This window comes from Actinokineospora sp. UV203, assembly GCF_056323665.1.
Genome location: NZ_CM150484.1, coordinates 5,431,301 through 5,458,238, shown reverse-complemented (window position 1 = coordinate 5,458,238; position 26,938 = coordinate 5,431,301). Strand labels below are relative to the sequence as shown.

29 protein-coding genes and 1 pseudogene are annotated in these 26,938 nt (G+C 69.5%); 6 read left to right on the top strand and 24 right to left on the bottom strand.

Annotated features, from left to right (window positions below; translation table 11 throughout):
* Positions 1-5 precede the first annotated feature (5 nt).
* The 10 genes from atpA to ACUZ2Y_RS26160 all read right to left on the bottom strand — a co-directional run bounded on the left by atpA (position 6) and on the right by ACUZ2Y_RS26160 (position 7,758).
* A complete protein-coding gene (gene atpA / locus ACUZ2Y_RS26205; RefSeq protein WP_476323809.1) occupies positions 6-1,652 on the bottom strand; it encodes a F0F1 ATP synthase subunit alpha in 1,647 nt (548 codons plus the stop codon).
* A gap of 50 nt (positions 1,653-1,702) precedes the next feature.
* A complete protein-coding gene (locus ACUZ2Y_RS26200; RefSeq protein ID WP_476323806.1) occupies positions 1,703-2,533 on the bottom strand; it encodes a F0F1 ATP synthase subunit delta in 831 nt (276 codons plus the stop codon).
* Positions 2,534-2,545: 12 nt separating this feature from the next.
* Positions 2,546-3,079, bottom strand: a complete 534-nt coding sequence (locus ACUZ2Y_RS26195) for a F0F1 ATP synthase subunit B (protein WP_476332080.1) — start codon at positions 3,077-3,079, stop codon at positions 2,546-2,548.
* 44 nt (positions 3,080-3,123) lie between these two features.
* Complete coding sequence (locus ACUZ2Y_RS26190; RefSeq protein ID WP_476323803.1) at positions 3,124-3,375, bottom strand: ATP synthase subunit c family protein; 252 nt, start codon at positions 3,373-3,375, stop codon at positions 3,124-3,126.
* 59 nt (positions 3,376-3,434) lie between these two features.
* On the bottom strand, positions 3,435-4,214 hold the full coding sequence (atpB, locus tag ACUZ2Y_RS26185; protein ID WP_476323800.1) for a F0F1 ATP synthase subunit A: 780 nt from the start codon (positions 4,212-4,214) through the stop codon (positions 3,435-3,437).
* Positions 4,215-4,435: 221 nt separating this feature from the next.
* Positions 4,436-4,903, bottom strand: coding sequence for a hypothetical protein (locus ACUZ2Y_RS26180; RefSeq protein WP_476323797.1), 468 nt, complete (start codon positions 4,901-4,903; stop codon positions 4,436-4,438).
* On the bottom strand, positions 4,900-6,048 hold the full coding sequence (locus ACUZ2Y_RS26175; RefSeq protein WP_476332078.1) for a glycosyltransferase family 4 protein: 1,149 nt from the start codon (positions 6,046-6,048) through the stop codon (positions 4,900-4,902). Before ACUZ2Y_RS26175 ends, ACUZ2Y_RS26180 begins: the two co-directional genes overlap by 4 nt.
* A 6-nt stretch (positions 6,049-6,054) precedes the next feature.
* A complete protein-coding gene (locus ACUZ2Y_RS26170) occupies positions 6,055-6,210 on the bottom strand; it encodes a hypothetical protein (RefSeq protein WP_476323794.1) in 156 nt (51 codons plus the stop codon).
* 48 nt (positions 6,211-6,258) lie between these two features.
* Positions 6,259-6,909, bottom strand: a complete 651-nt coding sequence (locus ACUZ2Y_RS26165; protein WP_476323791.1) for an L-threonylcarbamoyladenylate synthase — start codon at positions 6,907-6,909, stop codon at positions 6,259-6,261.
* A gap of 30 nt (positions 6,910-6,939) precedes the next feature.
* Complete coding sequence (locus tag ACUZ2Y_RS26160) at positions 6,940-7,758, bottom strand: tetratricopeptide repeat protein (RefSeq protein WP_476323788.1); 819 nt, start codon at positions 7,756-7,758, stop codon at positions 6,940-6,942.
* A gap of 89 nt (positions 7,759-7,847) precedes the next feature.
* Between ACUZ2Y_RS26160 and ACUZ2Y_RS26155 the strand changes: the two genes are divergently transcribed.
* A complete protein-coding gene (locus ACUZ2Y_RS26155; RefSeq protein ID WP_476323785.1) occupies positions 7,848-8,633 on the top strand; it encodes a hypothetical protein in 786 nt (261 codons plus the stop codon).
* 185 nt (positions 8,634-8,818) lie between these two features.
* Positions 8,819-9,103, top strand: a complete 285-nt coding sequence (locus ACUZ2Y_RS26150) for a hypothetical protein (RefSeq protein ID WP_476323782.1) — start codon at positions 8,819-8,821, stop codon at positions 9,101-9,103.
* A gap of 30 nt (positions 9,104-9,133) precedes the next feature.
* Here ACUZ2Y_RS26150 and prmC read toward each other — a convergent pair whose 3' ends face one another.
* The 3 genes from prmC to rpmE form a co-directional block, all read right to left on the bottom strand.
* On the bottom strand, positions 9,134-9,997 hold the full coding sequence (prmC, locus tag ACUZ2Y_RS26145) for a peptide chain release factor N(5)-glutamine methyltransferase (protein WP_476323779.1): 864 nt from the start codon (positions 9,995-9,997) through the stop codon (positions 9,134-9,136).
* A gap of 30 nt (positions 9,998-10,027) precedes the next feature.
* Positions 10,028-11,107, bottom strand: coding sequence for a peptide chain release factor 1 (gene prfA, locus ACUZ2Y_RS26140; RefSeq protein WP_476323776.1), 1,080 nt, complete (start codon positions 11,105-11,107; stop codon positions 10,028-10,030).
* Positions 11,108-11,188: 81 nt separating this feature from the next.
* Positions 11,189-11,419 carry a 50S ribosomal protein L31 gene (gene rpmE / locus ACUZ2Y_RS26135; RefSeq protein WP_476323773.1) on the bottom strand — a complete coding sequence of 77 codons (231 nt, stop codon included), beginning with the start codon at positions 11,417-11,419 and terminating at the stop codon, positions 11,189-11,191.
* Between the two features lie 224 nt (positions 11,420-11,643).
* On the opposite strand from rpmE, the gene ACUZ2Y_RS26130 reads away from it, so the two are divergent.
* The gene (locus ACUZ2Y_RS26130) at positions 11,644-12,024 is read left to right on the top strand and encodes a hypothetical protein (RefSeq protein ID WP_476323770.1); all 381 of its coding nucleotides are present in this window, start codon (positions 11,644-11,646) and stop codon (positions 12,022-12,024) included.
* Here ACUZ2Y_RS26130 and ACUZ2Y_RS26125 read toward each other — a convergent pair.
* The 11 genes and pseudogenes from ACUZ2Y_RS26125 to argS all read right to left on the bottom strand — a co-directional run bounded on the left by ACUZ2Y_RS26125 (position 11,966) and on the right by argS (position 24,563).
* Complete coding sequence (locus tag ACUZ2Y_RS26125) at positions 11,966-12,148, bottom strand: DUF397 domain-containing protein (protein ID WP_476323767.1); 183 nt, start codon at positions 12,146-12,148, stop codon at positions 11,966-11,968. The two genes, ACUZ2Y_RS26130 and ACUZ2Y_RS26125, sit on opposite strands and share 59 nt — an antisense overlap.
* Positions 12,149-12,157: 9 nt before the next feature.
* On the bottom strand, positions 12,158-12,514 hold the full coding sequence (locus tag ACUZ2Y_RS26120; protein ID WP_476332076.1) for a DUF5753 domain-containing protein: 357 nt from the start codon (positions 12,512-12,514) through the stop codon (positions 12,158-12,160).
* Positions 12,402-12,710 (bottom strand): Scr1 family TA system antitoxin-like transcriptional regulator, encoded by a 309-nt coding sequence (locus ACUZ2Y_RS26115; protein WP_476332074.1) that lies wholly within the window; start codon positions 12,708-12,710, stop codon positions 12,402-12,404. Before ACUZ2Y_RS26115 ends, ACUZ2Y_RS26120 begins: the two co-directional genes overlap by 113 nt.
* A 133-nt stretch (positions 12,711-12,843) precedes the next feature.
* A pseudogene (locus ACUZ2Y_RS26110) lies at positions 12,844-12,954 on the bottom strand (helix-turn-helix domain-containing protein); the annotation flags it as partial.
* A 96-nt stretch (positions 12,955-13,050) separates the two neighbouring features.
* Positions 13,051-14,271: an HNH endonuclease signature motif containing protein gene (locus ACUZ2Y_RS26105; RefSeq protein WP_476323764.1), complete on the bottom strand. Its 1,221-nt coding sequence runs from the start codon at positions 14,269-14,271 to the stop codon at positions 13,051-13,053.
* A gap of 1,119 nt (positions 14,272-15,390) precedes the next feature.
* Positions 15,391-17,544: a transcription termination factor Rho gene (gene rho / locus ACUZ2Y_RS26100; protein WP_476323761.1), complete on the bottom strand. Its 2,154-nt coding sequence runs from the start codon at positions 17,542-17,544 to the stop codon at positions 15,391-15,393.
* A 494-nt stretch (positions 17,545-18,038) separates the two neighbouring features.
* The gene (thrB, locus tag ACUZ2Y_RS26095) at positions 18,039-18,911 is read right to left on the bottom strand and encodes a homoserine kinase (RefSeq protein ID WP_476323758.1); all 873 of its coding nucleotides are present in this window, start codon (positions 18,909-18,911) and stop codon (positions 18,039-18,041) included.
* Entirely contained in the window at positions 18,908-19,978 is a 1,071-nt protein-coding gene (gene thrC, locus ACUZ2Y_RS26090) for a threonine synthase (protein ID WP_476323755.1), read from the bottom strand. The genes thrB and thrC overlap by 4 nt, the downstream gene beginning before the upstream one ends.
* Positions 19,975-21,285, bottom strand: coding sequence for a homoserine dehydrogenase (locus ACUZ2Y_RS26085; RefSeq protein ID WP_476323752.1), 1,311 nt, complete (start codon positions 21,283-21,285; stop codon positions 19,975-19,977). Before ACUZ2Y_RS26085 ends, thrC begins: the two co-directional genes overlap by 4 nt.
* A 168-nt stretch (positions 21,286-21,453) precedes the next feature.
* Positions 21,454-22,890, bottom strand: coding sequence for a diaminopimelate decarboxylase (gene lysA, locus ACUZ2Y_RS26080; protein WP_476323749.1), 1,437 nt, complete (start codon positions 22,888-22,890; stop codon positions 21,454-21,456).
* A gap of 8 nt (positions 22,891-22,898) precedes the next feature.
* Entirely contained in the window at positions 22,899-24,563 is a 1,665-nt protein-coding gene (argS, locus tag ACUZ2Y_RS26075; protein ID WP_476323746.1) for an arginine--tRNA ligase, read from the bottom strand.
* A 73-nt stretch (positions 24,564-24,636) separates the two neighbouring features.
* Here argS and ACUZ2Y_RS26070 point away from each other — a divergent pair, with 73 nt between their 5' ends.
* The 3 genes from ACUZ2Y_RS26070 to ACUZ2Y_RS26060 all read left to right on the top strand — a co-directional run bounded on the left by ACUZ2Y_RS26070 (position 24,637) and on the right by ACUZ2Y_RS26060 (position 26,938).
* Complete coding sequence (locus ACUZ2Y_RS26070; protein WP_476323743.1) at positions 24,637-25,332, top strand: DUF3105 domain-containing protein; 696 nt, start codon at positions 24,637-24,639, stop codon at positions 25,330-25,332.
* 107 nt (positions 25,333-25,439) lie between these two features.
* Complete coding sequence (locus ACUZ2Y_RS26065; protein ID WP_476323740.1) at positions 25,440-26,273, top strand: DUF3105 domain-containing protein; 834 nt, start codon at positions 25,440-25,442, stop codon at positions 26,271-26,273.
* Positions 26,270-26,938 carry a DUF305 domain-containing protein gene (locus ACUZ2Y_RS26060; RefSeq protein ID WP_476323737.1) on the top strand — a complete coding sequence of 223 codons (669 nt, stop codon included), beginning with the start codon at positions 26,270-26,272 and terminating at the stop codon, positions 26,936-26,938. Before ACUZ2Y_RS26065 ends, ACUZ2Y_RS26060 begins: the two co-directional genes overlap by 4 nt.

Genomic DNA, 26,938 nt, shown 5'->3' with positions numbered 1-26,938 from the left:
CCCGGTCACTTCTTCGGGGCGGTCTTGGCGACCTTGATGGTCTCCTGGCCGACCGCGGTCGCGTCCATGGCCTCGGCCTCGGCGTCCTTCACCACGACCGACGAGCCGTCGGAGGCGGTGAAGTTCTCCTTGAAGGCCTCGACCGCGTTGACCAGGCGCTCCTCGTTGTCGTCCGAGAGAACCTTGTTCACCCGGATCTCTTCGAGGATGCCCTCGTGGCGGTGGCGCAGGTTCTCCAGCAGCTCCGACTCGAAGCGGCGCACGTCGGCGACCGGAACCGAGTCCAGGTGCCCCTTGGTGCCGATGTAGATCGACACGACCTGCTCCTCGACGACCATCGGCGAGAACTGGCCCTGCTTGAGCAGCTCCATCATCCGGGTGCCGCGGGCGAGCTGGGCCTTGGAGGTGGCGTCGAGGTCGGAGGCGAAGGCGGCGAAGGCCTCCAGCTCGCGGTACTGCGCCAGCTCCAGACGCAAGGTGCCGGAGATCTTCTTCATCGCCTTGGTCTGGGCGGCGCCACCGACACGGGAGACCGAGGTACCCACGTTGATGGCCGGGCGCTGACCGGAGTTGAAGAGGTCGGACTCCAGGAAGCACTGGCCGTCGGTGATCGAGATGACGTTGGTGGGGATGTAGGCCGAGATGTCGTTGGCCTTCGTCTCGATGATCGGCAGACCGGTCATCGAGCCACCGCCGAGCTCGTCGGACAGCTTCGCGCAGCGCTCCAGCAGACGGGAGTGCAAGTAGAAGACGTCGCCCGGGTAGGCCTCACGGCCCGGCGGGCGGCGCAGCAGCAGCGAGATGGCGCGGTAGGCCTCGGCCTGCTTGGTGAGGTCATCGAAGATGATCAGGACGTGCTTGCCCTGGTACATCCAGTGCTGACCCAGCGCGGAGCCGGTGTAGGGCGCGAGCCACTTGAAGCCCGCCGAGTCGGACGCGGGAGCGGCCACGATGGTGGTGTACTCCAGCGCGCCCGCCTCCTCCAGCGCGGTCTTGACGCCCGCGATGGTGGAGCCCTTCTGGCCGATGGCGACGTAGATGCAGCGGACCTGCTGCTTCGGGTCGCCGGTCTCCCAGGCCTTCTTCTGGTTGATGATGGTGTCGACGCAGACCGTTGTCTTGCCGGTCTTGCGGTCACCGATGATCAGCTGGCGCTGGCCGCGGCCGATCGGGGTCATCGAGTCGACGGCCTTGAGGCCGGTCTGCAGCGGCTCCTCGACGGGCTGGCGCTGCACGACCGTGGCGGCCTGCAGCTCCAGGGGACGCTGCTCCTCGGCGACGATCTCGCCGAGACCGTCGATCGGGGCGCCCAGGGGGTCGATGACGCGACCCAGGAAGGCGTCGCCGACCGGAACGGACAGCACGCGTCCGGTCCGCTTGACCTCCTGGCCTTCCTCGATCTTGTCGTACTCACCGAGGATCGCGGCACCGATCTCGCGCGCGTCCAGGTTCAGCGCGACGCCGAGCACCCCGCCCGCGAACTCCAGCAGCTCGTTGGCCATGGCCGAGGGCAGGCCCTCGACGTGGGCGATGCCGTCGCCGGTGTCGGAAACCGTTCCGACCTCTTCCCGGTTGACGTCCGGGGAGTAGCTGGAGACGTAGTTTTCGATCGCACTGCGGATCTCGTCCGACGAGATCGTCAGCTCCGCCATGTCGTTCCTGCTCTCGCTTCGTTTCTTTGTGGAAAGTTCTAGGGGGGTGCTCAGCCGGCGAGCCTGCGCCGAAGCGCTTCAAGCCGTCCGGCTGTGGAGCCGTCGATGACCTCGTCGCCGACCTTGACGACCAGTCCGCCGCCGAGCGACTCGTCGACCTCGACGTGCAGGCCGATCGGGCGGCCGTAGATCCGCTGCAGGGACGCGGTGAGGCGCTCCTGCTGCGCGGCCGACAGCGGTCCGGCGGAGATCACGTGCGCCACCGAGCGCTCGCGCCGCTGAGCCGCCTCGCTCGCGAGGTTCTCCAGACCCTCGACGACCGTGCGGCCGCGGGGCTGGCCGACCAGGTTCGCGACCAGGGTCGCGGTGGTCGGGTCGACCTTGCCGTCGATCAGCCCGTTGATCAGGCTGAGCTTGCCTTCGACAGCCGCGGTCCGGTCGGACAGCGCCTGCTCCAGCTCGGTCTGGTCGGCGATGATGCGGCCGAGGCGGAACAGCTCGTCCTCGACCGCGTCCAGGCGCCCGTCGCGCTCGGCCCGCACCAGCAGCGCGGTCGTCGCCAGCGACTCGATGCCGTCGACGAGTTCCCGCGGGCTCGACCAGCGGGCACTGACGGCCGCGATGGTCACCTGCAGGGTGTCGTCGGCGACCTTGCCGCCGAGCAGGTCCCGGACCAGCCGCTCACGGGCGGCCGGGTCGGTCGAGGAGTCGGCCAGCGTGCGACGCAGGCCGATCTCCCGGTCGAGCAACCCGGCGACCGCGAACAGCTCTTCGCCCAGAGCGGCGGCGACTGTGCTCGCCTTGGCGGTGCCCTCCACCACGTCGAGCAACTTCAGCTCGACAGCGGCGAGAGCTTCCCGGCTCGCGGCTTGGAATGTCATCTCAGGCGTCCCCTAGTTCTTCGCAGGAGCCGAGACGGCGTCGAGCTCGGAGAGGAAGCGGTCGACGGTGCCGCGGCGCCGCGTCTCGTCCTCAAGCGACTCGCCCACCACACGGCTGGCCAGCTCGACGGCGTGGCGCCCGAGGTCGGCACGCAGCTCGGCGACGATCTGCGCGCGCTGTGCCTCGAGCTGAGCCGTGCCCTGAGCCACGATGCGGGCGGACTCGGCCTGGGCCTGGGCGCGCAGCTCTTCCTTGATCTGCTCCGCCTCGGCACGGGCGTCGTCCCGGATCCGGGCCGACTCGGCCCGGGCCTCGGCGAGCTGCGCCTTGTACTGCTGCAGCGCCTGCTCGGCCTCGGCCTGAGCCTTCTCCGCCTTCTCGATGCCGCCCTCGATCTTGGCCGTGCGCTCGGTGTACAGCTTTTCGAACCGAGGCGCGACGAACTTCGAGATCACGAACAGCAGCAGAAGGAAAGCCACCAGACCGAGAATGACCTCGGCGATGTGCGGCATAACCGGGCTCGGCGTTTCAGCGGCCAGGTACAACACAGACTTCACCACGACGTCTCCCTAACGAACGAAGGGCTGGATCAGCCGCCGGAAGCGATGAAGTAAACGACCAGGCCGATCAGCGCGAGCACCTCGACGAGGACGAAGGTCGTCCACGCGATGCCCATGAGCTTGCTCTGGGCCTCCGGCTGGCGGGCGGTGCCGTTGATGACAGCGGCCCAGATCAGACCGACACCGATGCCGGGGCCGATCGCGCCGAGGCCGTAGCCGATCGCGGCGAGACCCGCGTTGATGCTGGCGGGGGCTTCCTGCGCGAGAACCATTGCGCTCACTTGTGTATCCCTTTCCAACTCGGTCCGCGGGTGTCCGCGGATCGGGGGCTTTGTTTCCCTTAGTGGTCTTCGGCGAGCGCGCGGCCGATGAAGCTGGCCGACAGCAGCGCGAAGATGTACGCCTGCAGAACCTGGATGAACGCCTCGAGGAAGGTCATCGCGATGGCCATCGCCCAGGAGATCAACGACACCGGCTTGAGCGGCACCGAGGCGTGCAGGAGCAGGTACTCACCACCAAGGGTGAACACCAGCAGAATGAGGTGTCCCGCGAACATGGCGGCGAACACTCGGATCGCCAGCGTGATCGGGTCCATGAAGAACTTGAGGAACAGCTCGATCGGGGTCAGCAGGAAGTACACCGGCTTGGGGACACCCGGGGGAAGCAGCTGGTTCTTCAGGTAGCGGCCGAGGCCGAACTTCTTGATACCCACGAAGTGGTAGACGGGAAAGACCACCAGGACGGCGAGCGCCAGCGGGAAGCCGATCTTCGCCATCGTCGGGAACTGGATGATCGGAATGATCCCGTACAGGTTGTTCACCAGGATGAAGGTGAACAGCGTGAGAATCAGCGGGATGAACGGCCTGAACTCTTTCGAGCCGATCTGCTCCCGCGTGATGTTGTTGCGACTGAAGTCGTAGACCGACTCGGCGGCGAACTGCCACTTGGTCGGGACGATCTTCATGTTCCGCGACGTAATAAGGAAGAAGGCGGAGACGATGACGATGGACAGAACCATCAAGACCATCGGCTTCGTGACCTCGCCGAAAATCGGCGGGAGGAAAAAGTCCTTAACACCGGGGGGAACGAACTCTTCCCCCTGGGCCAGCAGCCTGCCCACCTGTGGGCTCCTTCCGGTTCTCCCGGCCGGCGTTCACTCCGCCGGGGGAATCGTCACGATCAGGACGTAACGTACCTGACTAACTTGGCTTGTCTTCAGGCGGCTACCCGGTTCGCGCAGCGCCATGACGGCATGCGCGTAACACGGCCACCCCGCCGTCTGAGGCGAACCATATCAGGGGTGTCGCTCTCACCTGACAGGCGTACTGGGTGAGTGGTGAACTACTTCTCACCAGCGGGAATGATGGTCGGCAGCTTCGTGCGCCGGAACGCCAGCGCCTCGGCGCCCGCGGCCACGAGCACCACGGCGACCATGGTCAGGCCGAGCGAGATCCGATGCAGCGCCTCGACGTCGCGCAAAGCGGTCATGACCAGCAGCAATATGAACAGCTTGGCCACGAATCCGCCCAGTGACGCGGCCATGCCGATATGCGGGCCGTGTGCGGCGGTTTTGCGCATAAGGAACAACGTCAACAGCGAAGACGCGCACGCCAGCACGCCGCCGACAAGCGCGCCAAGCGCACCCGGAGTGCCATTGAGTATGCCGAAGATCACTACGCCTACCACGACCGTGGCGATCGAAGGCCACAGCGCGTAACGGAACATCGCCTCCGCCAGCGTGCGAAGCGCCCGCGCGTGCGGATCGATTTCCGGGTTTTCCGGGGTCTGCTGCTGCTCGTTGTCGCTCATCGAGACCTGAGTCTAGGGATGGCGGAGACGATCACCGCGACCAGGACGCCGATGCCCATTCCCCAGGCGACGATGAATGCGTCGAATAGGGACACCGCCACCGCGCCGAATGCGATCACCGCCGCCCACAAATAGATGAGCAGCACCGCTCGGCGCTGGGAGTGGCCGATTTCGAGCAGGCGGTGGTGCAGGTGCATCTTGTCCGCGCTGAACGGGCTCTCACCGCGGCGGGTGCGGCGGACGACGGCCATCAGCAGGTCGAGCAGCGGGATGAACAGCACCGCGGCGACGACCAGCAGGGGCGAGAACAGGGCGATGGAGTTCGTGGCGCCCTCGGTGGGCGTGGTCTTGCCGGACATCGTGGTGCTGGCCGTGGCCAGCATCAGGCCGATGAGCATCGAGCCGGAGTCGCCCATGAAGATGCGGGCGGGCTGGAAGTTGTGCGGCAGGAAGCCCAGGCAGGCGCCCGCGAGGGTGGCCGAGATCAGGATCGGCGGGTAGTTGTTCACCGAGCCGCCGGACTGGTCGAGCAGGTGCAGCGAGAACGCGCACGTGGCCACGGCGGCGATGAAGCCGATGCCGGAGGCGAGCCCGTCGAGGCCGTCGACGAAGTTCATCGCGTTGACCATGGTGACCACGAGCAGGATCGCCAGCAGGCCGCCCTGGTTCTGGTCGAGGATCAGCACGGTGCCGAAGTAGCCCTCGTCGCCGCCCCACGGCACCCACAGCACCATCCACTGGATGCCGAAGAGCACCAGGATGCCCGCGCTGGTCGTCTGGCCCGCCAGCTTGGTCAGCGAGTCGAGTTCGAACCGGTCGTCGAGGACGCCGATCGCGACGATGAGGCCGCCGCCGACCAGCACGGCGATCGGGTCCAGCGCGAAGTCGAACGCGCGCCGCAGGACCGGCAGCTGGTGGGCGACCATCATGCCGCCGCAGATGCCCAGGTACATGGCCAGCCCGCCCAGCCGCGGCATGGGGACCACGTGCACGTCGCGGGTGCGTGGGTAGGCGACCGCGCCGATGCGGATGGCGAAGAGCCGGACGAGCCCGGTGAGCAGGAAGGTCAGGGCCGCGGTGACCAGGGCGACCAGCGCGAACTCGCGCACCGGCAGACCGGCGACGGCGTATCCCTCGGGAGGTATCACCCGCTAGCCCCTCGGGTCCTGTTCGCCCGGCAGCGCGCCGACGGTCTCGATCGGCCTGCCGCTCTCACCGAGGATCGGCAGCTTGATCCAGTCGAACACCTGCTCCGGTTCCGCGCTGCGCGGGGCCGCCGGATCCGGGCCCCGGAACGGAGTGGGCACGTCGGGTCGCATCTCCTAGTTAGATACCGCTTCTGGGATGCCGCAACGCTACCGCGCCGCGCGCACCTCGGCGCCCAAAGCCTCGGACACCGCGGCGAGGCTGACGGCGCCTTCGCGCAGCACCACGGGCTCGTCGCCGGTCAGGTCCACGATGGTCGACGGGATCGGCTCGCCGCACGGTCCGCCGTCGAGGTATACCGCGACCGACTCGCCCAGCTGATCACGGGCGCCCTGCGCGGTCGCGGGCGCGGGGTGGCCGGTCCGGTTGGCGCTGGAGACCGCCATCGGCCCGACCTCGCGCAGCAGCTCAATGGCCACCGGGTGCAGCGGCATCCGGAGCATGACCGTGCCGTGGGTCTGGCCCAGGTCCCAGGCCAGCGACGGCGCGTGCGGAAGAACGATGGACAGGTCGCCCGGCCAGAACGCCTCGATCAGCGTCCGCGCGGTCTGCGGCACGGACAGGACGAGTCCGTCGATGGTCGACCATGAGCCGACGAGAACGCCGACCGGCATGTCCGGCCCGCGCCCCTTGGCCGCGAGCAGCGACACGACGGCGGAGCTGTTGAAGGCGTCGCACCCGATGCCGTAGACGGTGTCGGTCGGGATCACGACGACCCGCCCCGTGCGCACCGCGCCCGCCGCGGCGGCGATGCCGTCTTCTCTGTCCTCACGGACACTGCAGTCGTAGACCGTGGTCACCCGGCGAACTCTATCGGGACTGTGCCATCGCTAGTCCGCGCCCCGGTCGACAATCGACTCCGCGAGCGCGTCGGCCCGGCTCTGCCAGGTCTGTCTGCGGAACCGGACCACGATCAGATACAGCAGACCGCCGCCCAGCAGCACCCCGGCGATCACCAGCGAGACGTTGCCCGCCAGCCCGCCGACGGCCACCAGGATCAGCCCGAGCGACACCGCGAGCACCGCGAGGCTCACCGCGATCCCCTCCGGCTGCCACCGCCAGCGCCGCCCGGCCGTGACCTCGTCGAGCAGCAGCTCCGCGCCCCGCCGCAGTTCTGCGTCCCGGACGTCGAGGTCGATGATCCGCCGGGCGGCGGCCTCGCAGACCTCCAGCTGGTGTTCGCTGGTGATGACCAGGGCGTCGTCGGCCGTGCGGCTGCGCACCTGCTCGGACACCGAGCACCAGGTGCTGGCCAGGTAGTACCGCAGCACCGGGTCCGTGGACCCGCCGAAGCGGGCCTCCAGCTCGGCCGCCGCGCCCTGGGCGTCGCCGCTCGCGACGCGGGCCTGCGACATGCCGAGGACCGCGAGAACGTTGTCCGGGTCGCGCTCGGCGGCCCGGCGGTAGTGCGTCGCCGCCGCCCGCCAGCGTCCCCGGGCCAGGAACACGTCGCCGATGCCGATGTCGTCGTAGGCGCACTCCCGGGTCGCCGCGGCCCGCTCGAAATCGCCTGCCGCGGCGTCGAGCCTGCCCTTGACCAGCGCCGATAGCGCGCGATCGAAGTACAGCCTGGCCTCGGTCGGCCCCTCCTGCGCCTCGGGTGGCGACAACTGCCACTTCTCGATGACGTCCTGCCATGTGCGTAGCACCGGATCACCCCGGGTCGAAACGCTACCGCTCATCGGTGGGCGAGGGATTCGGCCATGATCCGGCCGGGTGAACGAGATCCGCGCGGAAGTTGAGATTCACCGACATACCGGGCACCATTTACCTGTCCTCGAAGCAGATCCGGGTTCGTCGCAGCAGGGGAGTTCCCACGAGCAGCCGTCCGCAGCGTCGAGGGCACCAGCTCAGCTCACGCTGGCTGGCGTCGGCGCTTGTCGCGGGCTACACGACGGTGAGCGCGCTGGTCGGCGCCGTTCTGCTGGTCGCCCCGAAACAGTCCGGGCCGAGCACGGCGGCTCCGTCGACGACCTATGTCCTCGCACCGCCGCCGCCCGCGTTCGGCACGGCCGATTCCGCCGCGCCCGCGCCGCGGATCGACACCGCGGATCCCGATTCGCGGCCGTCCAAGGTCGCGCTGCCGGTCCCGGAGGGATTCCAGCGGGTCGCCGGTCCCGGCGGCCTGGTCACCACGGTCCCCAAGGGCTGGGCGATCGCCCGGTCGTCGGGTCCGGGTTCCGTGCAGGCCACCGACCCGGCCGACCCGGCCCGGCACGTGCGCTACGGCGGCGCCCCCGCGCCCGCCACCGACCTGCTCCAGTCCCATGTGGACTATGAGGCGGTGTTCGCCAAGTCGAAGCCGGGCTTCAAGCGGCTGAGCCTGGGAACCACCCAGTACCACGGGGTTCTCGCCGTCGACTGGGAGTTCGAGCACGATTCGGCCGGGGTGCGCAAGCACGTGCACTCGATGTACTGGCGGGTCGACGGCATCGAGTACTTCGTCTACGCGGCCGCGAACGCCGACCGCTGGGCCGAGACCGTGCCGATCTACCACGCGCTGATCGACAATGCGTCTCCTTGATCGAAAAGGGTTGACGATCTCGCTACGGTGAGTGTGCGATCACTGGCGGGCAGCAACTTTTCGCTGCCCCAGGCAACACTCGAACGACGGGGACGCCATGCCTGAGCACAGCGCAGCCGCCGAACAGCCCATCGATTGACCGGACCCCGCCGAGCGGGATCCCCGGCATCCCGCAGCGGCAGCGCGTGCCGCACGGTCCGTCCGACCGCGACGACGCGACCCGCTACCTGTGCGCGGCGGCCCATCTCGACCCCGGGTACGCGACGGCGGCGATCAGGGAGTTCCTGGTCGAGCCGACCAGGGCGGCGCCGCCTCAGAGCGCCGAGGTGAAGCCGGCGTTCGTGAAGTCGTCGTGGGGGCGGATTCGTGGTGCCCTGGCCGGGATTGTCGGGGCCACGGGGACACTTGCCGCGGTGGGGACGAACGTGAACGAGATCAATGAGGCGATCACCGGGGTGTTCGGGCCCTAGGCGTGCGGGTGCCGGTTTGGGTGGATTCGCTCAGCCGCGCAGGGCTGTCGCGAAGCGGGGGCGGCCCGCAAGATCCTTGTGGCCTTGGACGTCCGTGAGTACCCGTCGGGCTTGCAGCAGTGCCGGTACGGATTCGCCGTGGGTGTCGTCGTGTTCGATGGCCACGCCGCCGGTGACGCGGAGGAGTCTTGCCGCCGCGGTGATGACGCCGCGGATGACGTCCAGGCCGTCTGTTCCCGAGAACACCGCGTGGGCGGGGTCGTGTTCGGCGACCTCCGGGGGTACCTGGGTGCCTGAGGGGACGTAGGGCGGGTTGCACAGGACCAGGTCGACCCGGCCGTCCAGTTCGCTGAACAGGGTTGGGTCGGTGACGTCCCCTGAATACAAGCGCACGGGGGTGTCGCCCGCCGCTGCCCTTGCGTCGGTGTTTCGGCGGGCCCAGGCCAGGGCGGTGTGGTCGATGTCCACCGCGTGGACGACCGCGTCGGGGCGGGCGTTCGCGGTGGCCAGGGCCAGGACGCCGGAGCCGGTGCACAGGTCGACGACGATCGGGTTGCGCTTGCCCTCCAGCGTGGCCAGGCCCCAGGCAAACATCAGCTCGGTCTCCGGCCTCGGGACGAACACACCGGGGCCGACGCTGACGCTGATGGCGCCCATCCAGGCCGTGCCGATCAGGTGTTGCAGCGGTTCCCGGCGGGCGCGGCGGCTGACGAGTTTGCCCAGGGCGTCCACGACCGGGGGGTCTACCAGGGGGACCATCGGGAGCTTGCCGCGATCGACGCCAAGGACGTGGGCGGCCAGGAGTTCGGCGTCGTTTCGGGGGGAGGCGACGCCCGCGGCCGCGAGGATGCGCGCGGCTTCCAGGATCGCCACGCGGAGGGGTTGCCTGCTCATAAGGGTCACCCTGTCACGCCTTTCGGTGGATCACCCGGATGAGTGAGCGGCGAGTCGTTCGTTGCGGTCGGCGTCGGAGAGGGCGTCCAACACCGCGTCGAGGTCGCCGTCGAGGACCGCGTCGAGGTTGTGGGCCTTGAAGCCGACGCGGTGGTCGGAGAGGCGGTTCTCCGGGAAGTTGTACGTGCGGACCCGCTCGGAGCGGTCGACCGTGCGGATCTGGCTGCGGCGCGCGTCCGAGGCGACCTTGGCGGCCTCTTCCTCGGCGGCGACGGCGAGGCGGGCGCGGAGGACCTGCATGGCGCGGGTCTTGTTCTGCAACTGGGAGCGCTCGTTCTGGCAGGACACCACGATGCCGGTCGGCAGGTGCGTGATGCGCACAGCCGAGTCGGTCGTGTTGACGCTCTGGCCGCCCTTGCCCGAGGAGCGGTAGACGTCGACGCGAAGGTCCTTGTCCGGGATCTCGGCGACCTCGGAGGTGTCCTCGATGTCCGGGTAGACGAGCACGCCCGCGGCGGAGGTGTGGATGCGGCCCTGCGACTCGGTCGCGGGCACGCGCTGCACGCGGTGCACGCCGCCTTCGAACTTCAGCCTGGCCCAGACGCCCTCGGGGTCGCTGCCCTTGCTCTTGATCGCGACGGTGGCGTCCTTGACCCCGCCCAGGTCGGACTCGGTGCTGTCGAGCACCTCGGCTTTCCAGCCGTGGCGCTCGGCGTAGCGCAGGTACATGCGCACGAGGTCGCCCGCGAACAGGGCGGACTCCTCGCCGCCCTCACCGGACTTGACCTCGAGCACCACGTCGGAGCCGTCGTGCGGGTCGCGCGGGAGCAGCAACTCGGTCAGCTTGGTTTCCAGCTTCGGGATGCGCGCGGCGATCGCGTCGGCCTCCTCGGCGAAAGTCGAGTCCTCGGCGACCAGCTCGCGGGCGGCTTCGAGGTCGCTGCGGGCGCCCTCCAGCTCACGCAGGACCTTGACGGCCGGGGTCAGCTCGGCGTAGCGCTTGCCCAGCTTGCGGGCCCGGTCCTGGTCGGCGTGCACGGCGGGGTCGGCGAGAACCGCCTCCAACTCGGCGTGCTCACCGAGCAACTCAGCGAGGTTCGAAGCGTCCACCGTTCACCTTCCCAGGTGCGAAAATAACCCGAACATGGCGACGGCGCCCGTCCCGCGAGCGGGAGGGCGCCGTCGGCGAAGCTACTTCGCGGCTTCGGTCTTGGCTGCGCGCTTGCCGTAGCGCGCCTCGAAGCGGGCGACTCGGCCACCGGTGTCGAGGATCTTCTGCTTGCCCGTGTAGAACGGGTGGCAAGCCGAGCAGACCTCGACGTGGATGTTGCCGGAAGACTTGGTGCTGCGGGTGGTGAACGTGTTGCCGCAACCGCAGGTCACGTTTGTGGACACGTACTCGGGGTGGATCCCGTTCTTCACAGTCGTCGCCTCTCATATGTGGCCGCCGGGTCCCCGCCGTGTCTGGGGTGAACCGGAGCCGGACTCGACCTAACAGTGTGCCAGATGTGCTGACGGTCGGTTCAACGCGGGCCGACTCGCCGGTATTCCGCCGCTCGTCGCACGTCAGAGACCTCCGAACGCAGGTATCGACCCACTCACCGAACGTAGTTCCGCAGGCCCCGATTCCGTCGCAGACTGTCGGCGTGTTCTTCACGGTAGGCAGGCCATTGTCCGTCTCCCTGTGGTTGACGGCACCGTTGCTGTTCGCGGTCTCGGTCCTCGGACTGACCGCGATCGGCGGCATCCTGCTCGCCGCGTCCTGGCAGGTCACCCTGTCCAGCGCGCTGTGGGGAGGGGCCGCCGCCATCACCGCCGTACTGGGCGGCGCGGTCGCGTGGCGCTCCCGCGAACAGCGGATGATGCTCGCGATCCCCTACCCCGTGACACTGCTCCTGACCGGCCTGGCGCTCGACGACGTCACGGTGCCGACACAGTGGGCGATCGGGCTGAGCGTGCCCGCGATGCTCACCCTGGTGTACCTGTGCGGCCGCCGATCGTCGAAACGAACGAACGCCACTCGCTAGCGGGGATGCGCAGGCGGGGTCCGGTGGCGTTCTTGGCGTCCCGCACCAGCACAGTCGGGGCTACCGCGACCTCAACACAGTTCGCGTCGTTGCCGCCCACGCTGGAGCTGCTCTTGCGCCACATGGCAACCTCCTACAGATCCCGCTCTACTCGGCGGATCAGCTCGACCGATGCCGCAGGATCGAGCGCCACGGAACGAATCCGGTCGAAGGCCAGATTACAGGGCCGAACCTGGTCCTCCTTCTCGATGCGGAACGCCCCAGCCACGTTCTCGACATAGGCCAGATCGGGCGCACGGTCGAAACTGAGCACCGTGAATGCCCCTTCCATGCCGACATAGAACCCGCGGTCCGCGGGCACGATCTGAAGGATCACGTTAGGCAGCGCCGAAATCTCCACCATGCGGTTGAGCTGCTCTTTCATCAACTCCGGCGAACCCACCATCCTCCTGACCACGCCCTCGTCCGCACGCGAGGTCGAGCTGATCATCGCCTGCATGGAGTCTTTGCTGCCGGATCATCCGGACCTTCACCCAATTCTCGATGGCCCGCCGATCCGACGAGTAGTGGCGACTTACCGTCCGCACGTATTCCGCGGTCTGAAGCAGCCCGGGGACGTGCGTGATCTCGAATGTCCGGATGCCCGTGGTGGCCGTCTCCAACGCGACATAGCCGCGTGAAGCCACTCCATAGGCCTGCCACCAGCCTTTGGTCTTGCGAGCCGCTCTGATCTCCTCCAACCAGGGTTCCCAGTCGTTCACCGGGATGCCGTAGCGGTCGAAGAGGTACTTGGCCAGTGGGATGTCCGGGGGCCACCTCGCCGTTCTCGATCCGACTCAATCGTCCAGTCGAGATCTCCAGCCGCTCCGCGACTTCCGCAGCCGTGAAACCGGCCTCGCCTCTGAGATCGCGCAGCTTCTTGCCAAGCATCCGGGTGACCGCCGTGTACCCACCGGAGCCCTTAAGCACTGTGCGTACACATGATCCCGAGTGGAGGATCGAAAGCGGAACTTCCGCTTTCGACGGTCAGAACGGTGCGGGCTCCGCGACGGCGGCAGTTGGTCGTGGGTCGGGTGCCCTGGGTGGCGGGATGTCGTAGTCGACGAGTGGTTCTTGGTCGAGGGCATGGGTTTGCCCAGTGGGTGTGGTCCAGATGAACAGGCCTGGCCTCGTTTGTTTGAGGTGCCAGCCGGGTTGGTCTTTGAGTTTGTGGTGCAGCTTGCACAGGCAGCCGAGGTTGGGTGCACTGGTGCTGCCGCCGTGGCTGTGGGGGGTGGTGTGGTCGAGTTCGCAGGACGCGGCGGCCCGGTGGCAGCCGGGGAATCGGCAGGTTTGGTCGCGTAGGCGGATGTGGCGGGTGAGGTCGGCGCCGGGGTGGCGGCGGGTGCTGACTTCGAGGACTTTGCCGACCGGGTCGGTGAGGATTCGCCGCCAGCTGGTGGCGTGGTCGGTGATCAGTTCTCGGATGGCGATGTTCGGGACGGGCCCGTACCCGTCGAGGGTGCCGCCCAGGTTCGCCCCGAGCAGCACGGTGTAGGGCACGGCGACCTGCAACTCCACGGTCACACCACGCCCACCGCCGTTGACGACAATGTCGTGCAGGGCGTCGGCGCGCAGGGTGTCGAGTGGTTCGGCGGCACCGCCCGCGCGCATGGTGCGGGCGATCTTGTCGACCACCAGGTAGACGGCGCGCAGGCGTTCGCCGGTGTCGTAGATGTCGAAATGGGCCATGCCGTCCTCGGCGGCGTAGAGATCCACTCGCCGCTCGCGGCGGCGTTGTTCGCGGCGGCGGTCGGCGCCATCGGGGTCGATCCGGTCTTTCTTCGCGCGGATAGCCTGGCGCCACCCGGCAATGGTCTTGTGTTCGGCGCGGCCGAGAATCCAGCGCTCCAGGTCGTGGGCGTGCTGATCGGACAGGGTGGCGGTGATCTCGGCCAGGGCGTGCGCGCGGGCCAGATTGATCCGACCGGCGGCCAACGCGTCCACCGTGGACGGGAACAGGGTGGCCAGGCGGGCGGCGCGGGCGACTTGGGTCGCCGCCTGTGCCGGGGTCCACGCCAACGCCGCCCCGACCTCCGCCCCGGCGAACCGGTGCCCACCACGGTCGCGATCCGGACGCAGCTGTGCCATCCGGGCCAGCGCACGAACCTTCACGGCGTCGCGGGCGGCCTGCTCGCGCTCAAGATCGCGCAGCAGGTCCAACACCTCGACGTCGCTCATCTCCGCGACCGCATCCACTGTGAACACATGTTCGATCTTACCGGCCGGGCGGCCACATTCCCGCAGCTCAAGCCATGATGACCCGATCGTGGCACCTCCGGATTTCACGAGGTTCGGTCCAGGGCTGGTCTCGCAGCCGCCCACGTCGGCGCAAGAGCCGCGGCGTGCTGATCCCAGGCGGACGCGCCGCCAGGAACAAGCCACGACCGGGTCCGGCCTTCGAGCCGGGCGAGGGCGCCAAGTTTCCCTGCCAGCTGACGGCTCAGGTGTGCGACGGGCGGGCGCACCCGCGTCATGCGGCCTTCGTACGCGCGAACCGCGGGTCGGGCCAGAGCGGCGATCCGGTCGTGCCCGTCGAGCACCAGCAACGTGTTGAGTCTTCTCCCGCAGCGGGATGTCCCGTCGACGGCAGAGCCGGTCGATGCGGGAGCGGGACACGGCCTTGGTGTCGTCGGTGTTCTCCCGCCGCCGCTCGAGACCGCTCACCCACCAGAGCAGCGCGGGAGCAAGGACACCCTCGCGAACCTGCCGCCGAAAGGGTTTCACCCGCGCCGCGTCCGGCGATGACAGTTCGCGCAGTGGGAGAACGTCGCGCACATCGTCGTCCGGGTCGCCATATCCGAACCAGGTGATGTGCCCGTGATCTGGATCGACGGCACGCAGCCGTGGCCAGAGCGCTGGGACGGCCCATGGCGACATGCCGTGGGCCAGGGTCCACCGGCCGGTGTGCAGTGGGCCGTCCACCGTGCGGCACAACCAGTCAGTGAACTGGTGCGTCCAGCGCGCCGCCCACTCGTCCGGACGGGCCTCACGGATCCGCCGCGACAGGGACGCGCTGATCGGCGGCAGCGGTGACCGGTGGTGGCCCGTGCGCGCGTAATGCACTCCCCGATGGCGAGACCGCCGCATACCGAGCAAGACGATTCGATCGGCTTGGCGCAGCAGGAGCCTTCGCCCGCTCGCGACCTCCACCCGCAGCCCCGGGCGGGTCGGCTGCCGCACGTCCAAGCTCAGGCCCGCCCATCGGCCATCGACCGAAGGAAGATCGGAACGCGTCACGCGGTCAGGTTAAGGCCGGATTGGGTGCGAGTCCCCCGGATAAAGGAGAAGCCCCCGCCGAGGCGGGGGCTTCTCCTTGAACTGTGACTAGTCGTCGTTGCTTGACGGGGTCGTCTTCGCTACCTGCATCAGGAACTCGATGTTGGTGCGGGACTTGCGCAGGCGGTCGAGCAGCAGCTCGATGCCTGCCTGGTTGTCGAGCGCGTGGAGCACTCGGCGGAGCTTGACCATGACCGCGTGCTCGTCCGGCGGCAGGAGCAGTTCGTCCTTACGCGTGCCGGACTGGTCGATGTCGACAGCCGGGAAGGTGCGCTTGTCGGCGATCTTGCGGTCGAGCTTGAGCTCGGCGTTGCCCGTGCCCTTGAACTCCTCGAAGATCACCGTGTCGCCGGCGGAGCCGGTCTCGACCAGCGCGGTGGCGAAGATGGTGAGCGAGCCGCCACCTTCGATGTTGCGCGCGGCGCCGAGGAAGCGCTTCGGCGGGAACAGCGCCGTCGAGTCGACACCACCGGAGAGGATTCGGCCGGACGCCGGGGCCGCCAGGTTGTAGGCGCGACCCAGACGGGTGATCGAGTCCAGGAGCACGACCACGTCGTGGCCCATCTCCACCAGGCGCTTGGCGCGCTCGATGGACAGCTCCGCGACCGTGGTGTGGTCTGACGGCGGCCGGTCGAAGGTGGAGGCGATGACCTCACCCTTGACCGAGCGCTGCATGTCGGTGACCTCTTCGGGGCGCTCGTCGACAAGTACGACCATGAGGTAGACCTCGGGGTTGTTCGTGGTGATCGCGTTGGCGATCGCCTGCAGCACCGAGGTCTTACCCGCCTTCGGGGGCGAGACGATGAGCGCGCGCTGGCCCTTGCCGACGGGCATCACCAGGTCGATGACACGCGTCGTCAGGATGTGCGGCTCGGTCTCCAGCCGAAGACGCTCGTTCGGGTAGAGCGGCGTCAGCTTGGTGAACTCCGGGCGGACCTTGGCCGCGTCCGGCTCCAAGCCGTTGATCGTCTCCACCCGCACCAGCGGGTTGAACTTCTGCCGCTGCTGCTCGCCGTCACGCGGCTGGCGGACCAGGCCGGTGATGGCGTCGCCGCGCCGCAGGTTGTACTTGCGGACCAGCGAGAGCGACACGTAGACGTCGTTCGGGCCGGACAGGTAGCCGGAGGTGCGGACGAACGCGTAGTTCTCCAGCACGTCGAGCACGCCCGCCACGGGCAGCAACACGTCGTCCTCGCGGACCTCCGTGTCGTTCTGGCCGCCCACACCGTCGACTCGGCCGCCGCGGCGGCGACGGTCGCGGAAGCGACGGCCACGGCGGTCGGTGCCGTCCTCGTCGTCGTCCGGGCCGTTGTCGCGGTTCTGCTGACGGTCCTGGTCGCGACCCTGCTGACGGTCCTGGTCCCGCCCCTGGTCGCGACCCCGGTTGCGGTCGCCGCGCTGGCGGTCTCCGCGCTCGCCCCGGTCGCCACGGTCATTGCGGTCGCCACGGTCGCCGCGCTGGCGGTCCTGGCGGTCGCCCTGCTGGCGGTCATCCCGGGCCGGACGCTCGCCCTGCTGGCGGTCCTCGCGGGCCGGACGCTCGCCCTGCTGGCGGTCATCCCGGGCCGGACGCTCGCTCTGCTGGCGGTCGCCCTGCTGCCGGTCCGGACGCTCACCCTGCTGGCGGTCGTCGCGGGCCGGGCGCTCGTCACGAGCCGGGCGGTCCTCACGGGCCGCACGGTCCTCACGAGCGGGACGGTCTTCACGAGCGGGCCGGTCCTCACGGGCCGGGCGCTCGGTGACGACCGAAGCCTGCTCCCCCGCCTCGGGGCTGCCCGCGGGACGGCTGGCGCCGCGACGGCGCCGGTTCTCGCGGCCACCCTCGGTGCGCGCGGTCTCCTGCGGCGCCTCGGCGGGCTTGTCGGCACCCTCCGCTCCCGCGGTGGGCCGGACCTCGGCGGGCTGTGCGGCCTTGGGCCGCTCAGTCTTGGCCGGGGCCTGCGCGGGCGCGGCGTCGGTGCCGGTTCGGGGCGTCCGTGCGGCGGCCCCGCCCGGGGCACCACCCTGGCGCTCCTTGATGGCAGCGATCAGGTCGCCCTTGCGCATGCCCGTGGTGCCGGAGATTCCCAGCTCACCAGCGAGCGTGCGCAGCTCGGCGAGGACCATCCCGGACAGCCCGGCCCGGCGCTTGGGAGCGCCGTTCTTGTCCGCGGCCGCGGTGTCAGTGGCTGTCTCGCTGCTCAAAAGTTCGGTATTGCTCACACAAGTCCTTCCTGACCGGTCCCCGCCTCCTACGTGGACCAGCGGACCGCCGTCCGTCGGAATGCGAGACGGCGTATCTCTCCGCTGTTGGGCTTTTGTCGCCAACCTGGCCACGATTCGGGCCAGCCGAGCGACTTTGTCGCCAACAGGGAGCATCTGGTCACCACGGTCGTCGGGTACCTCCGAGCCTCGGCTCGGACCTGATTAAAGGACTGAGCCGACTACTCGGCAGATGATGCGACCCGGAAAGAATCCCGGGAACGACACCGGGCGCCCGTGCGCGCGGTGACTGAACGTCCCCGAGGGTAGACGGCCGTCACTGAAGGTGCAACAACCGGTCCACAGCGCGTCGCGTGGCGACGTCTCGGATCGCGAGTGATCTGAATCACGACCACCCATCTCCGTGCAACAGCCCGATCACAGTGTTTGTTCCCTGTTCAGCCAAGTGGACTGTGCTTGTACCCAGTCGAGTCAAAGACACCGCCGGTTCCGGTTCAGCCAAGCGGACTGACCTGGACACCCATCCGGTCGACCGCGACGGGCAGCACGGTGAACCCACTGACGTCGACCACATCCGGAAGAGCGCCGTCCGTGGTCAGCGCGAGCACGGTCGGCCCAGCCCCGGACACCGCCGCCGCGACACCGTGGGCGCGCAGCTCGCGAACCACTCGAATGGTCGACGGCCAAGCGCTTTCCCGGTAGTCCTGGTGCAGCTTGTCCGCGAGCGCGAGGAGCAGCAGGTCGGGCCGGGTGCTGATGGCGTGCACGGCCAGCGCGCTGCGACCCGCGGCGAACGCGGCGTCGGCGTGCGCCACCTTGTCCGGCAGCAGGCCGCGGGTGACGTGGGTGGCGGACGACTCGGCCGGGATGATCGCGATCGGCCGCAGGTCCGCGTGCGGCTCGATCCGCGCCGCGCCGAAGCGGTCGTCGTCGGACCAGGCCACCACGAGACCGCCCAGCAGGCTCGCCGCGACGTTGTCGGCGTGTCCCTCGAACTCGGCGGCGAGTTGCAGCGCCTCGTCGTCGAGCGGGCGTCCGGCAAGGCCGTACGCGCCCGCGATGCCGCCGACGATCGCCGCCGCCGAGGAGCCGAGGCCCCGGGCGTGCGGAATCGCGTTGGCGCAGTGCAAAGCGAGCCCGGCGGGCGCGAACCCGATCCGCTCGCAGGCGGCCCGAAACGCGCGCACCACGAGGTTGGACTCGTCGCGGGCGACGTCGTCGGCGCCCTCTCCGGTGACCGTGACCTCGAGCCCGGACACGGTCTCCCGGAACTCCAGGACGTCGTGCAGCGCGAGCGCCATCCCGAGCGCGTCGAATCCGGAGCCCAGGTTGGCCGTGGACGCCGGGACCCGGACGCGCACGCTCACCTCAGGTCCAACGCGGTGGCCACCGCCGAAGCGTCGACCGGGACGGCTTCGACCTCGGGCATGGTGGACAGCGCGGTGTCGGGGTCCTTGAGGCCGTGTCCGGTGACCGTGCAGACGACGACCGAGCCCGCGGGCAGGCGGCCGTCGGCGTGGGTGATCAACATGCCCGCGACGCTGGTGGCCGACGACGGCTCGACGAAGACACCCTCGCGCACGGCCAGAAGCCGGTACGCCGCAAGGATTTGCTCATCGGTCGCGGCATCGAACAGACCGCCGGACTCGTCGCGCGCCGCGACCGCACCGGCCCACGAAGCCGGGTTGCCGACCCGGATCGCGGTGGCGATCGTGTCCGGATTGGACACCGGCTCGCCGCGCACCAGCGGCGCCGAGCCCGCGGCCTGGAAGCCGAACATCTTCGGCGTGCCCTCGACGATGCCGTCGGCTGCGTATTCGCTGTAGCCGCGCCAGTAGGCGGTGATGTTGCCCGCGTTGCCGACGGGCAGGCAGTGGATGTCGGGCGCGCGGCCGAGGACGTCGCAGATCTCCCACGCGGCGCTCTTCTGGCCGATCAGCCGCACCGGGTTGACCGAGTTGACCAGGCCGACGGGGAACTCCGCGGCGGTCTTCTGGGCCAGTTCCAGGCAGTCGTCGAAGTTGCCGTCGATCTGCAGGATGCGCGCGCCGTGCACGACGGCCTGGGCCATCTTGCCGAGCGCGATCTTGCCGCGCGGCACCAGCACCGCGCAGGTCAGGCCCGCGCGCGTGGCGTACGCGGCGGCCGAGGCCGACGTGTTGCCGGTGGACGCGCAGATCACCGCTTCGAGGCCGTTGGCCAGCGCGTGGGTGATGGCCACGGTCATGCCGCGGTCCTTGAACGAGCCGGTCGGGTTGGCGCCCTCGACCTTGAGGTAGACCGTGCAGCCGGTCAGCTCCGAGAGGTGCGGCGCGGGCAGCAGCGGTGTGTTGCCCTCGCCGAGAGTGATCACCTTCGCGCCGTCGGGGACGGGGATTCTGTTGGGATAGGCCGCGATGATGCCCGGACGTCCGGGCAGCACACCGATGGTCATGATTCCTCGCCTTCGACCCGCATCACACTGACCACGTCGTGCACGAACGGCAATCCGGCGATTTTGTCCACTGTGGACCGCAGGGCGGCGTCGGGCGCGGAGTGGGTGACGATCACCAGGCTCGCGTCCGTCGCGCGGCCTTCCTGGCGCACCGCCGAGATGCTCACTTCGTGTTCGGCGAACACGGCGGCCACGGCCGCCAGCACGCCTGCGCGGTCGGCGACGTCCAGGCTGATGTGGTACCTGGTCGACGCCTGCGCGATCGGGCGCACCGGCAGGTCGGCGTAGGCCGACTCACGCGGTCCGCGCCCGCCGACGACCAGGTTGCGGGCGACCGCGACCAGGTCGCCGAGCACGGCGCTGGCGGTGGGTGCACCGCCCGCTCCCTGCCCGTAGAACATGAGCTGTCCGGCCGCCTCGGCCTCGACGAACACCGCGTTGAACGCGCCGTTGACGCCCGCCAGCGGATGGGTGCGCGGGATCATCGCCGGGTGGACGCGAACCGCGACGGACTCGCCGTCGGGGGTGTCGACCCGCTCGCAGATCGCCAGCAGCTTGATCGTGCGGCCCAGTGCCCGCGCGGCGGAGACATCGGCGGGGGTGACCGCGGAGATGCCCTCGCGGTAGACGTCGCCTGCGGTGACCCGGGTGTGGAAGGACAGCGACGCGAGGATCGCGGCCTTCGACGCGGCGTCGTAGCCGTCGACATCGGCGGTCGGGTCGGCCTCGGCGTAGCCCAGCCGGGCGGCCTCTTCGAGCGTCTCGGCGTAGCCGGCGCCGGTCTCGTCCATCGCGGAGAGGATGAAGTTGGTGGTGCCGTTGACGATGCCCATCACCCGGGTGATGCGGTCGCCCGCGAGGGACTCGCGCAGCGGGCGCAGCAGCGGGATCGCGCCCGCGACCGCGGCCTCGAAGTACAGGTCGCCGCCGAAGGTGTCGGACTCGGCGAACAGGTCGCCCGCGTGTTCGGCGAGCAGCGTCTTGTTGGCGGTGACAACCGACTTGCCCGCGCGCAGGGCCTCGATCAGCCAGGTGCGGGTCGGCTCGATCCCGCCGATGACCTCGACGACGACGTCCACGTCCGGCCGGGTGACCAGCTCGGCGGCGTCGGTCGTCAGCAGTTCGGCGGGCACCCCCGGGCGCGGCTTGTTGAGCCTGCGCACGGCGACCCCGGCCAGCTCCACCGGCGCCCCGATCCGCGACGCGAGGTCGGGCGCCTGCTCGGTGAGCAGCCGGACGATCTCGGTGCCGACCGTGCCGCAGCCCAGCAGCGCGACCTTGATCGGCTTGGCGGGCTCGCTCGTCACGGCATCTCCAGTCTCAGCAGGTCATCGGCGGGGACACCCATGTCGCAACCCCAGCGCACGACACTCGTCGGCTCGGGCCTACTCACGGCATCTCCAGTCTCAGCAGGTCATCGGCGGGGACACCCATGTCGCAACCCCAGCGCACGACACTCGTCGGCTCGGGCCTACTCACGGCATCTCCAGTCTCAGCAGGTCATCGTCGGTTTCCCGGCGCAGCAGCAGCCGCGCGGCGCCGTCGAGCACGGCCACCACGGCGGGCCGCGGCAGCCGGTTGTAGTTGCTCGCCATCGAGTAGCAGTAGGCGCCGGTCGCGGCGACCGCCAGCAGGTCGCCGGGAGCAAGGTTCTCCGGTAGCCAGCAGTCTCGCACCACAACGTCACCGGACTCACAGTGTTTGCCCACTACTCGGGACAGCACCGCCTCCGTGCCCCGCTCCCCCTCGCCGCTGGAGCGCGACGCGAGGCGGGTGTCGTAGACCGCGTCGTACAGGGCGGTGCGGATGTTGTCGCTCATCCCGCCGTCGACGCTGACGTAGCGGCGGCCGGTGCCGTGGCCGAGCGAGACGTCCTTGGTGGTGCCGACCTCGTAGAGGGTCACGGTGCCGGGACCGGCGATGGCACGGCCGGGCTCGACCGCGATGCGCGGCACGGCCAGGCCCTCCTGCTCGCACTCCTTGGCCACGATGGTGCGCAGCTGGTCGGCCAGCCACATCGTCGGCGGCGGGTCGTCCTGGGCGGTGTAAGCGATGCCGAGGCCGCCGCCGAGGTCGACGACGGTCAGCGACTCCAGGGCGTCGGCCCCGTGCTCCTTGTGCAGCGCGGCCAGCAGGCCGATGACCCGGTGCGCGGCGACCTCGAAGCCGTCGGCGTCGAAGATCTGCGACCCGATGTGGCTGTGCAGGCCCAGCAGCGACAGGCCGCCTGCCTTGACCACCCGGCGGGCCGCCTCGGCCGCGGCGCCGCCCGCCAGCGAGAAGCCGAACTTCTGGTCCTCATGGGCGGTGGCGATGAACTCGTGGGTGTGCGCCTCGACGCCGACGGTGACCCGGATGAGCACCGGCGCGACCAGGTCGCGGTCGCGGGCGAGCTTGTCGAGGCGGGCGATCTCGTGGAACGAGTCGACGACGATCGCGCCGACGCCGACGTCCAGCGCGGTGGTGAGTTCCGCGACCGACTTGTTGTTGCCGTGCAACGTGATCCGCTCGGGCGGGAAGTCCGCGCGCAGCGCCACGGCCAGCTCGCCGCCGCTGGCCACATCGAGACTCAGGCCCTCCTGCGCGACCCAGCGGGCGATCTCGACCGACAGGAAGGCCTTGGAGGCGTAGTGGACCAGCGCCGGGTCGCCGAACGCGGCGGCGTGTTCCTGGCAGCGGACCCGGAAGTCGGCTTCGTCCACCACGAACAGCGGCGTCCCGTAGGTCTCGGCCAGCTCGCGGACGTCGACACCGGCGATCCGGATGGCGCCGTCGTCGCCGCGCTCGGCGTTGCGCGGCCAGACCGCCGGGTACAGCTCGTCGAGCGCGTCGACGGTGGTGGGCCGCTCGCTTTGGGTGTTGCTCGGCGGCAGCACTTCCGCGTGCCGCGGCCCTGCCGGGTGTGCCCTCATTCGCTTGCCTACATCCGTTCCGGTGCTTCGATGCCGAGGACGCCCAGCCCGTTGGCGATGACCTGGCGGGCCGCGCCGCACAGCGCCAGCCGGGCGAAGTTCACCGGCTGCGGGTCCTCATCGCCCTGGGGGATCACCCGGCAGTTCTCGTAGAACTTGTGCAGCGCGCCCGCGAGTTCCTCGAGGTACCGCGCGACACGGTGGGGCTCCCGCAGTTCGGCGGCGGTGGCCAGCACGCGCGGGAACTCGCCGAGGGTGCGCAGCACGTCACCCTCGCGGTCGTGTGTAAGCAGGCTTAGATCCACTGTGTCGTCGCTATCCGGCCCGGACACGACCATGCCCAAGTCCCCGGCGTTGCGCTTGATGTTGCACAGCCGCGCGTGCGCGTATTTGACGTAGTAGACCGGGTTGTCGCTGTCCTTCTTGCTCCACAGGTCCAGGTCGATGTCCAAAGTGGAGTTCGCGGACGAGCGGATCATGGCGTAGCGCGCGGCGTCCACGCCGACGGCCTCCACCAGGTCCTCCATGGTGATCACGGTCCCGGCGCGCTTGCTCATCCGCACCGGCTTGCCGCCGCTGACCAGGTTGACCATCTGTCCGATGAGGACTTCCACGGTCGCCGGGTCGTCGCCGGTCGCCGCGGCGGCCGCCTTGAGCCTGCCGATGTAGCCGTGGTGGTCGGCGCCGAGCATGTAGAGGCACAGGTCGAAGCCGCGAGCGCGCTTGTCCTGGAAGTAGGCGATGTCACCGGCGATGTAGGCGGGCTGCCCGTCGCTCTTGATGACCACCCGGTCCTTGTCGTCGCCGTACTCGCTCGACCGCAGCCACCAGGCACCGTCCTCGAGGTAGAGCCCGCCGGACTCCTTGAGCGCCGTGACGGCCGTCCCGACCGCGCCGGACTTGTGCAGCGTGTCCTCGTGGAAGTAGACGTCGAAGTCGGTGCCGAAGTCGTGCAGGTCCTTCTTGATCTGCTCGAACATCAGGCCGACGCCGATGCGGCGGAAGATCTCCTCGCTGTCGGGGTCGGTCAGCGCGCCCGGCTCCTGCTTGATGACCTCGGCGGCGATGTCGGAGAGATAGGCGCCCGCGTAGCCGTCCTCGGGTGGGGCCTCGCCCTGCGCGGCGGCGATCAGGGACCGGACGAACCGGTCGATCTGCGTGCCCGCGTCGTTGAAGTAGTACTCGCGGGTGACCTCGCCGCCCTGCGCGGACAGCACCCGGCCCAGGGCGTCGCCGACGGCGGCCCAGCGGGTGCCGCCGAGGTGGATCGGGCCGGTCGGGTTCGCCGAGACGAACTCCAGGTTGATCTTGCGGCCGGCCAGCATGGCGCCGTTGCCATAGGCGGTCCCCGCGGTGAGCACCTCGCGCACGATCTGGCCCTGCGCGTCCGCGGCCAGGCGCAGGTTGATGAACCCGGGCCCGGCGACCTCCGCGGAGGCCACCCCGGTGGTCTTCGCGAGGGCGTCGGCGAGCGCGTCGGCCAGCTCGCGGGGCGCCAGCCCGACCCGCTTGGCGACCTGCAGCGCGAGGTTGGTCGCGTAGTCGCCGTGCTCGGGATTGCGGGGTCGCTCGACGGTCACGACGGCCGGGACGACGGAGGTGTCGAGGCCGCGCTCGCCCAAGATCGTCATGGCGGCGGAACGGACCAGGTCAGCGAGAACGTCGGGAGTCACCTGCACAAGTCTAGGTAGCGGGGTTCCACCGGGCGTCACCGCCTCGGACCGGCCGTTGCCTACACTCCCCGAGGTGAATCGGATCGCCGCGCTCGTGGCCGTCGCCTGCCTCGTCCTCACCAGCTGTGCCACCGTTGAGCAGGGCAAACCTGTCGCCGCCGGGACCACCACGACCAAGGCGCCGACGAGCAAGAAGCCTGCCTCGCGGGAGTACGTGCCGACCGAGACGAGCAAGGACCCGACGAAGAAGATCGACGGCGTCGTCGCGTTCGACTACAAGCCAAGCCTGCACATCGACCCGGCGAAACGGGTCGCCTACGACAAGGCGCCGCCCTTCGGCGGAGCCCACGACCAGGCCTGGGCGGCGTGCATGGGCGTCGTCTACCCGAAGGCAGTGCGCACGGAGTCGATCGTGCACTCGCTCGAACACGGGGCGGTGTGGATCAGCTACGAGCCGGGGCTCGGCGCGGACGAGGTCAAGGCGCTGGCCAAGCGGGTCGACAACAAGCCGTACCTGTTGATGTCGCCCTACCCCGGCCAGGACACGCCGGTCTCGGTGCAGTCCTGGGGCAGGCAGCTCAAGGTCGACTCCGCCGACGACGAGCGCATCGACCAGTTCATCAGCGCCACCCTTCGCAACAAATACCTGACGCCGGAGCCCGGGGCGTCGTGCGACGTGCTCGGCCCGCCGCACTTCGACCAGGACGATCCGCCGCCGTTCGACCCGGCGCCGCCGGGTGCCGACGCGGTGCCCGTGACCGGGGGCTGACGGGGACCGAACATCGGTTCCTTAGACTGTCCGCGCACTACCATCCCTGTGCAGGTTCGCCCCCACCCGGGTCGGACCTCCCCGTCGACGAGAAGTCCGAGGACGGCATGGCCAGCGGCACCAAGAACAAAGGCAGCAAGGGCAGCGTGAAAGCGGCCCGCGCGTCCGTCGTCGCCAAGAAGGGCGCGCCCTGGGGCACGATCGCCGCGGTGGTCGCCATCGTCCTGCTGGCGGGCGGCATCTTCGGCTACGCGTACACCCAGATCGCCGCGGCGAAGAAGTTCACCGTGTCCGAGGAGAACAAGGACCCGTCGGTCAACATCGACGGCGTCGTGCGCAAGGAGTACTCGGCGGGCCAGCACGTCAAGGGCACGCAGCGGGTCGCCTACGACCAGAGCCCGCCCTTCGGCGGACCGCACGACGAGGCCTGGGCCGACTGCGAGGGCGTCGTCTACCCGACCGCCGTGCGCAGCGAGAACATGGTCCACGCGCTCGAGCACGGCTCGGTGTGGATCGCCTACAACCCGGACAAGATCCAGGGCGCCGACCTGGACAAGCTCAAGGGCCGGGTCGAGGGTCAGCCGTTCATGATGCTCTCGCCGTTCCCCGGTCTCGACAAGCCGATCTCGATGCAGTCGTGGGGCCACCAGCTGAAGCTGGACAGCGCCGACGACCCGCGGGTCGAGCAGTTCATCAAGTCGCTCAAGCGCAACAAGTACCAGAACCCGGAGCCCAACGCGGCCTGCGGTCCGCTCGGCCCCGGCGTGTTCGACCCGGCCTCGCCGCCGCCGTTCGCCGCCGAGCCGCCCGGCCCGGACGCCATCCCGATGGACGGCAAGGGCACCGAGACGCCGCCGGCGTCGGGCCAGGCCCCGATCCCGCCGACCGGCGCGCCCGCACCCACTGTGCCGTCCGTGCAGGCCCCGCCCGCCTCGCAGTGACGGAGAACGAAAGCACGCCGGAGAGCACGAAGCGCAAGATCTTCGTGCTCTCCGGCGCCGCGTTGGCGGTCCTGCTGGTCGGCGCGGCGGTCGGCATGCTGATCACGCTGTCCGTGGTGCGGCAGGCCAGCACCCCGACGACCGAGTCGGTCGACGTCGGGTTCGCCCAGGACATGCAGGTCCACCACCTGCAGGCGGTCACGATGGCCAACTGGGCGCGTGACCACACGCAGGACCTGTCGGTGAAGAGCCTCGCGTTCGACATCGAGCAGACCCAACTCGGCCAGATCGGCGCGATGAGCGGCTGGCTCGACATCTGGGGACAGCCGGAACAGGCGCCCGAGCCGGGGTACATGTCGTGGATGGCGGGCGGCAGCCACGGACACACCACCGAGGCGTCCGGCGGGGTGCGGACCATGCCCGGTATGGCCACCAGCCAGGAGATCGCCAAGCTGCGCACCCTCACCGGGCGCGAGCTGGACGTGTACTTCCTGCAGCTGATGCTGCGCCACCACGCGGGCGGCCTCGACATGGCGCGCTACGCCAGCGAGCACGCGGCGACGTCGCAGGTGCGCAACCTGTCGGAGAAGATCCTCAAGGGCCAGGCCAACGAGATCAAGGTGCTCGAATCGATGCTCACCGAGCGCGGCGCGAAACCGCTCTGA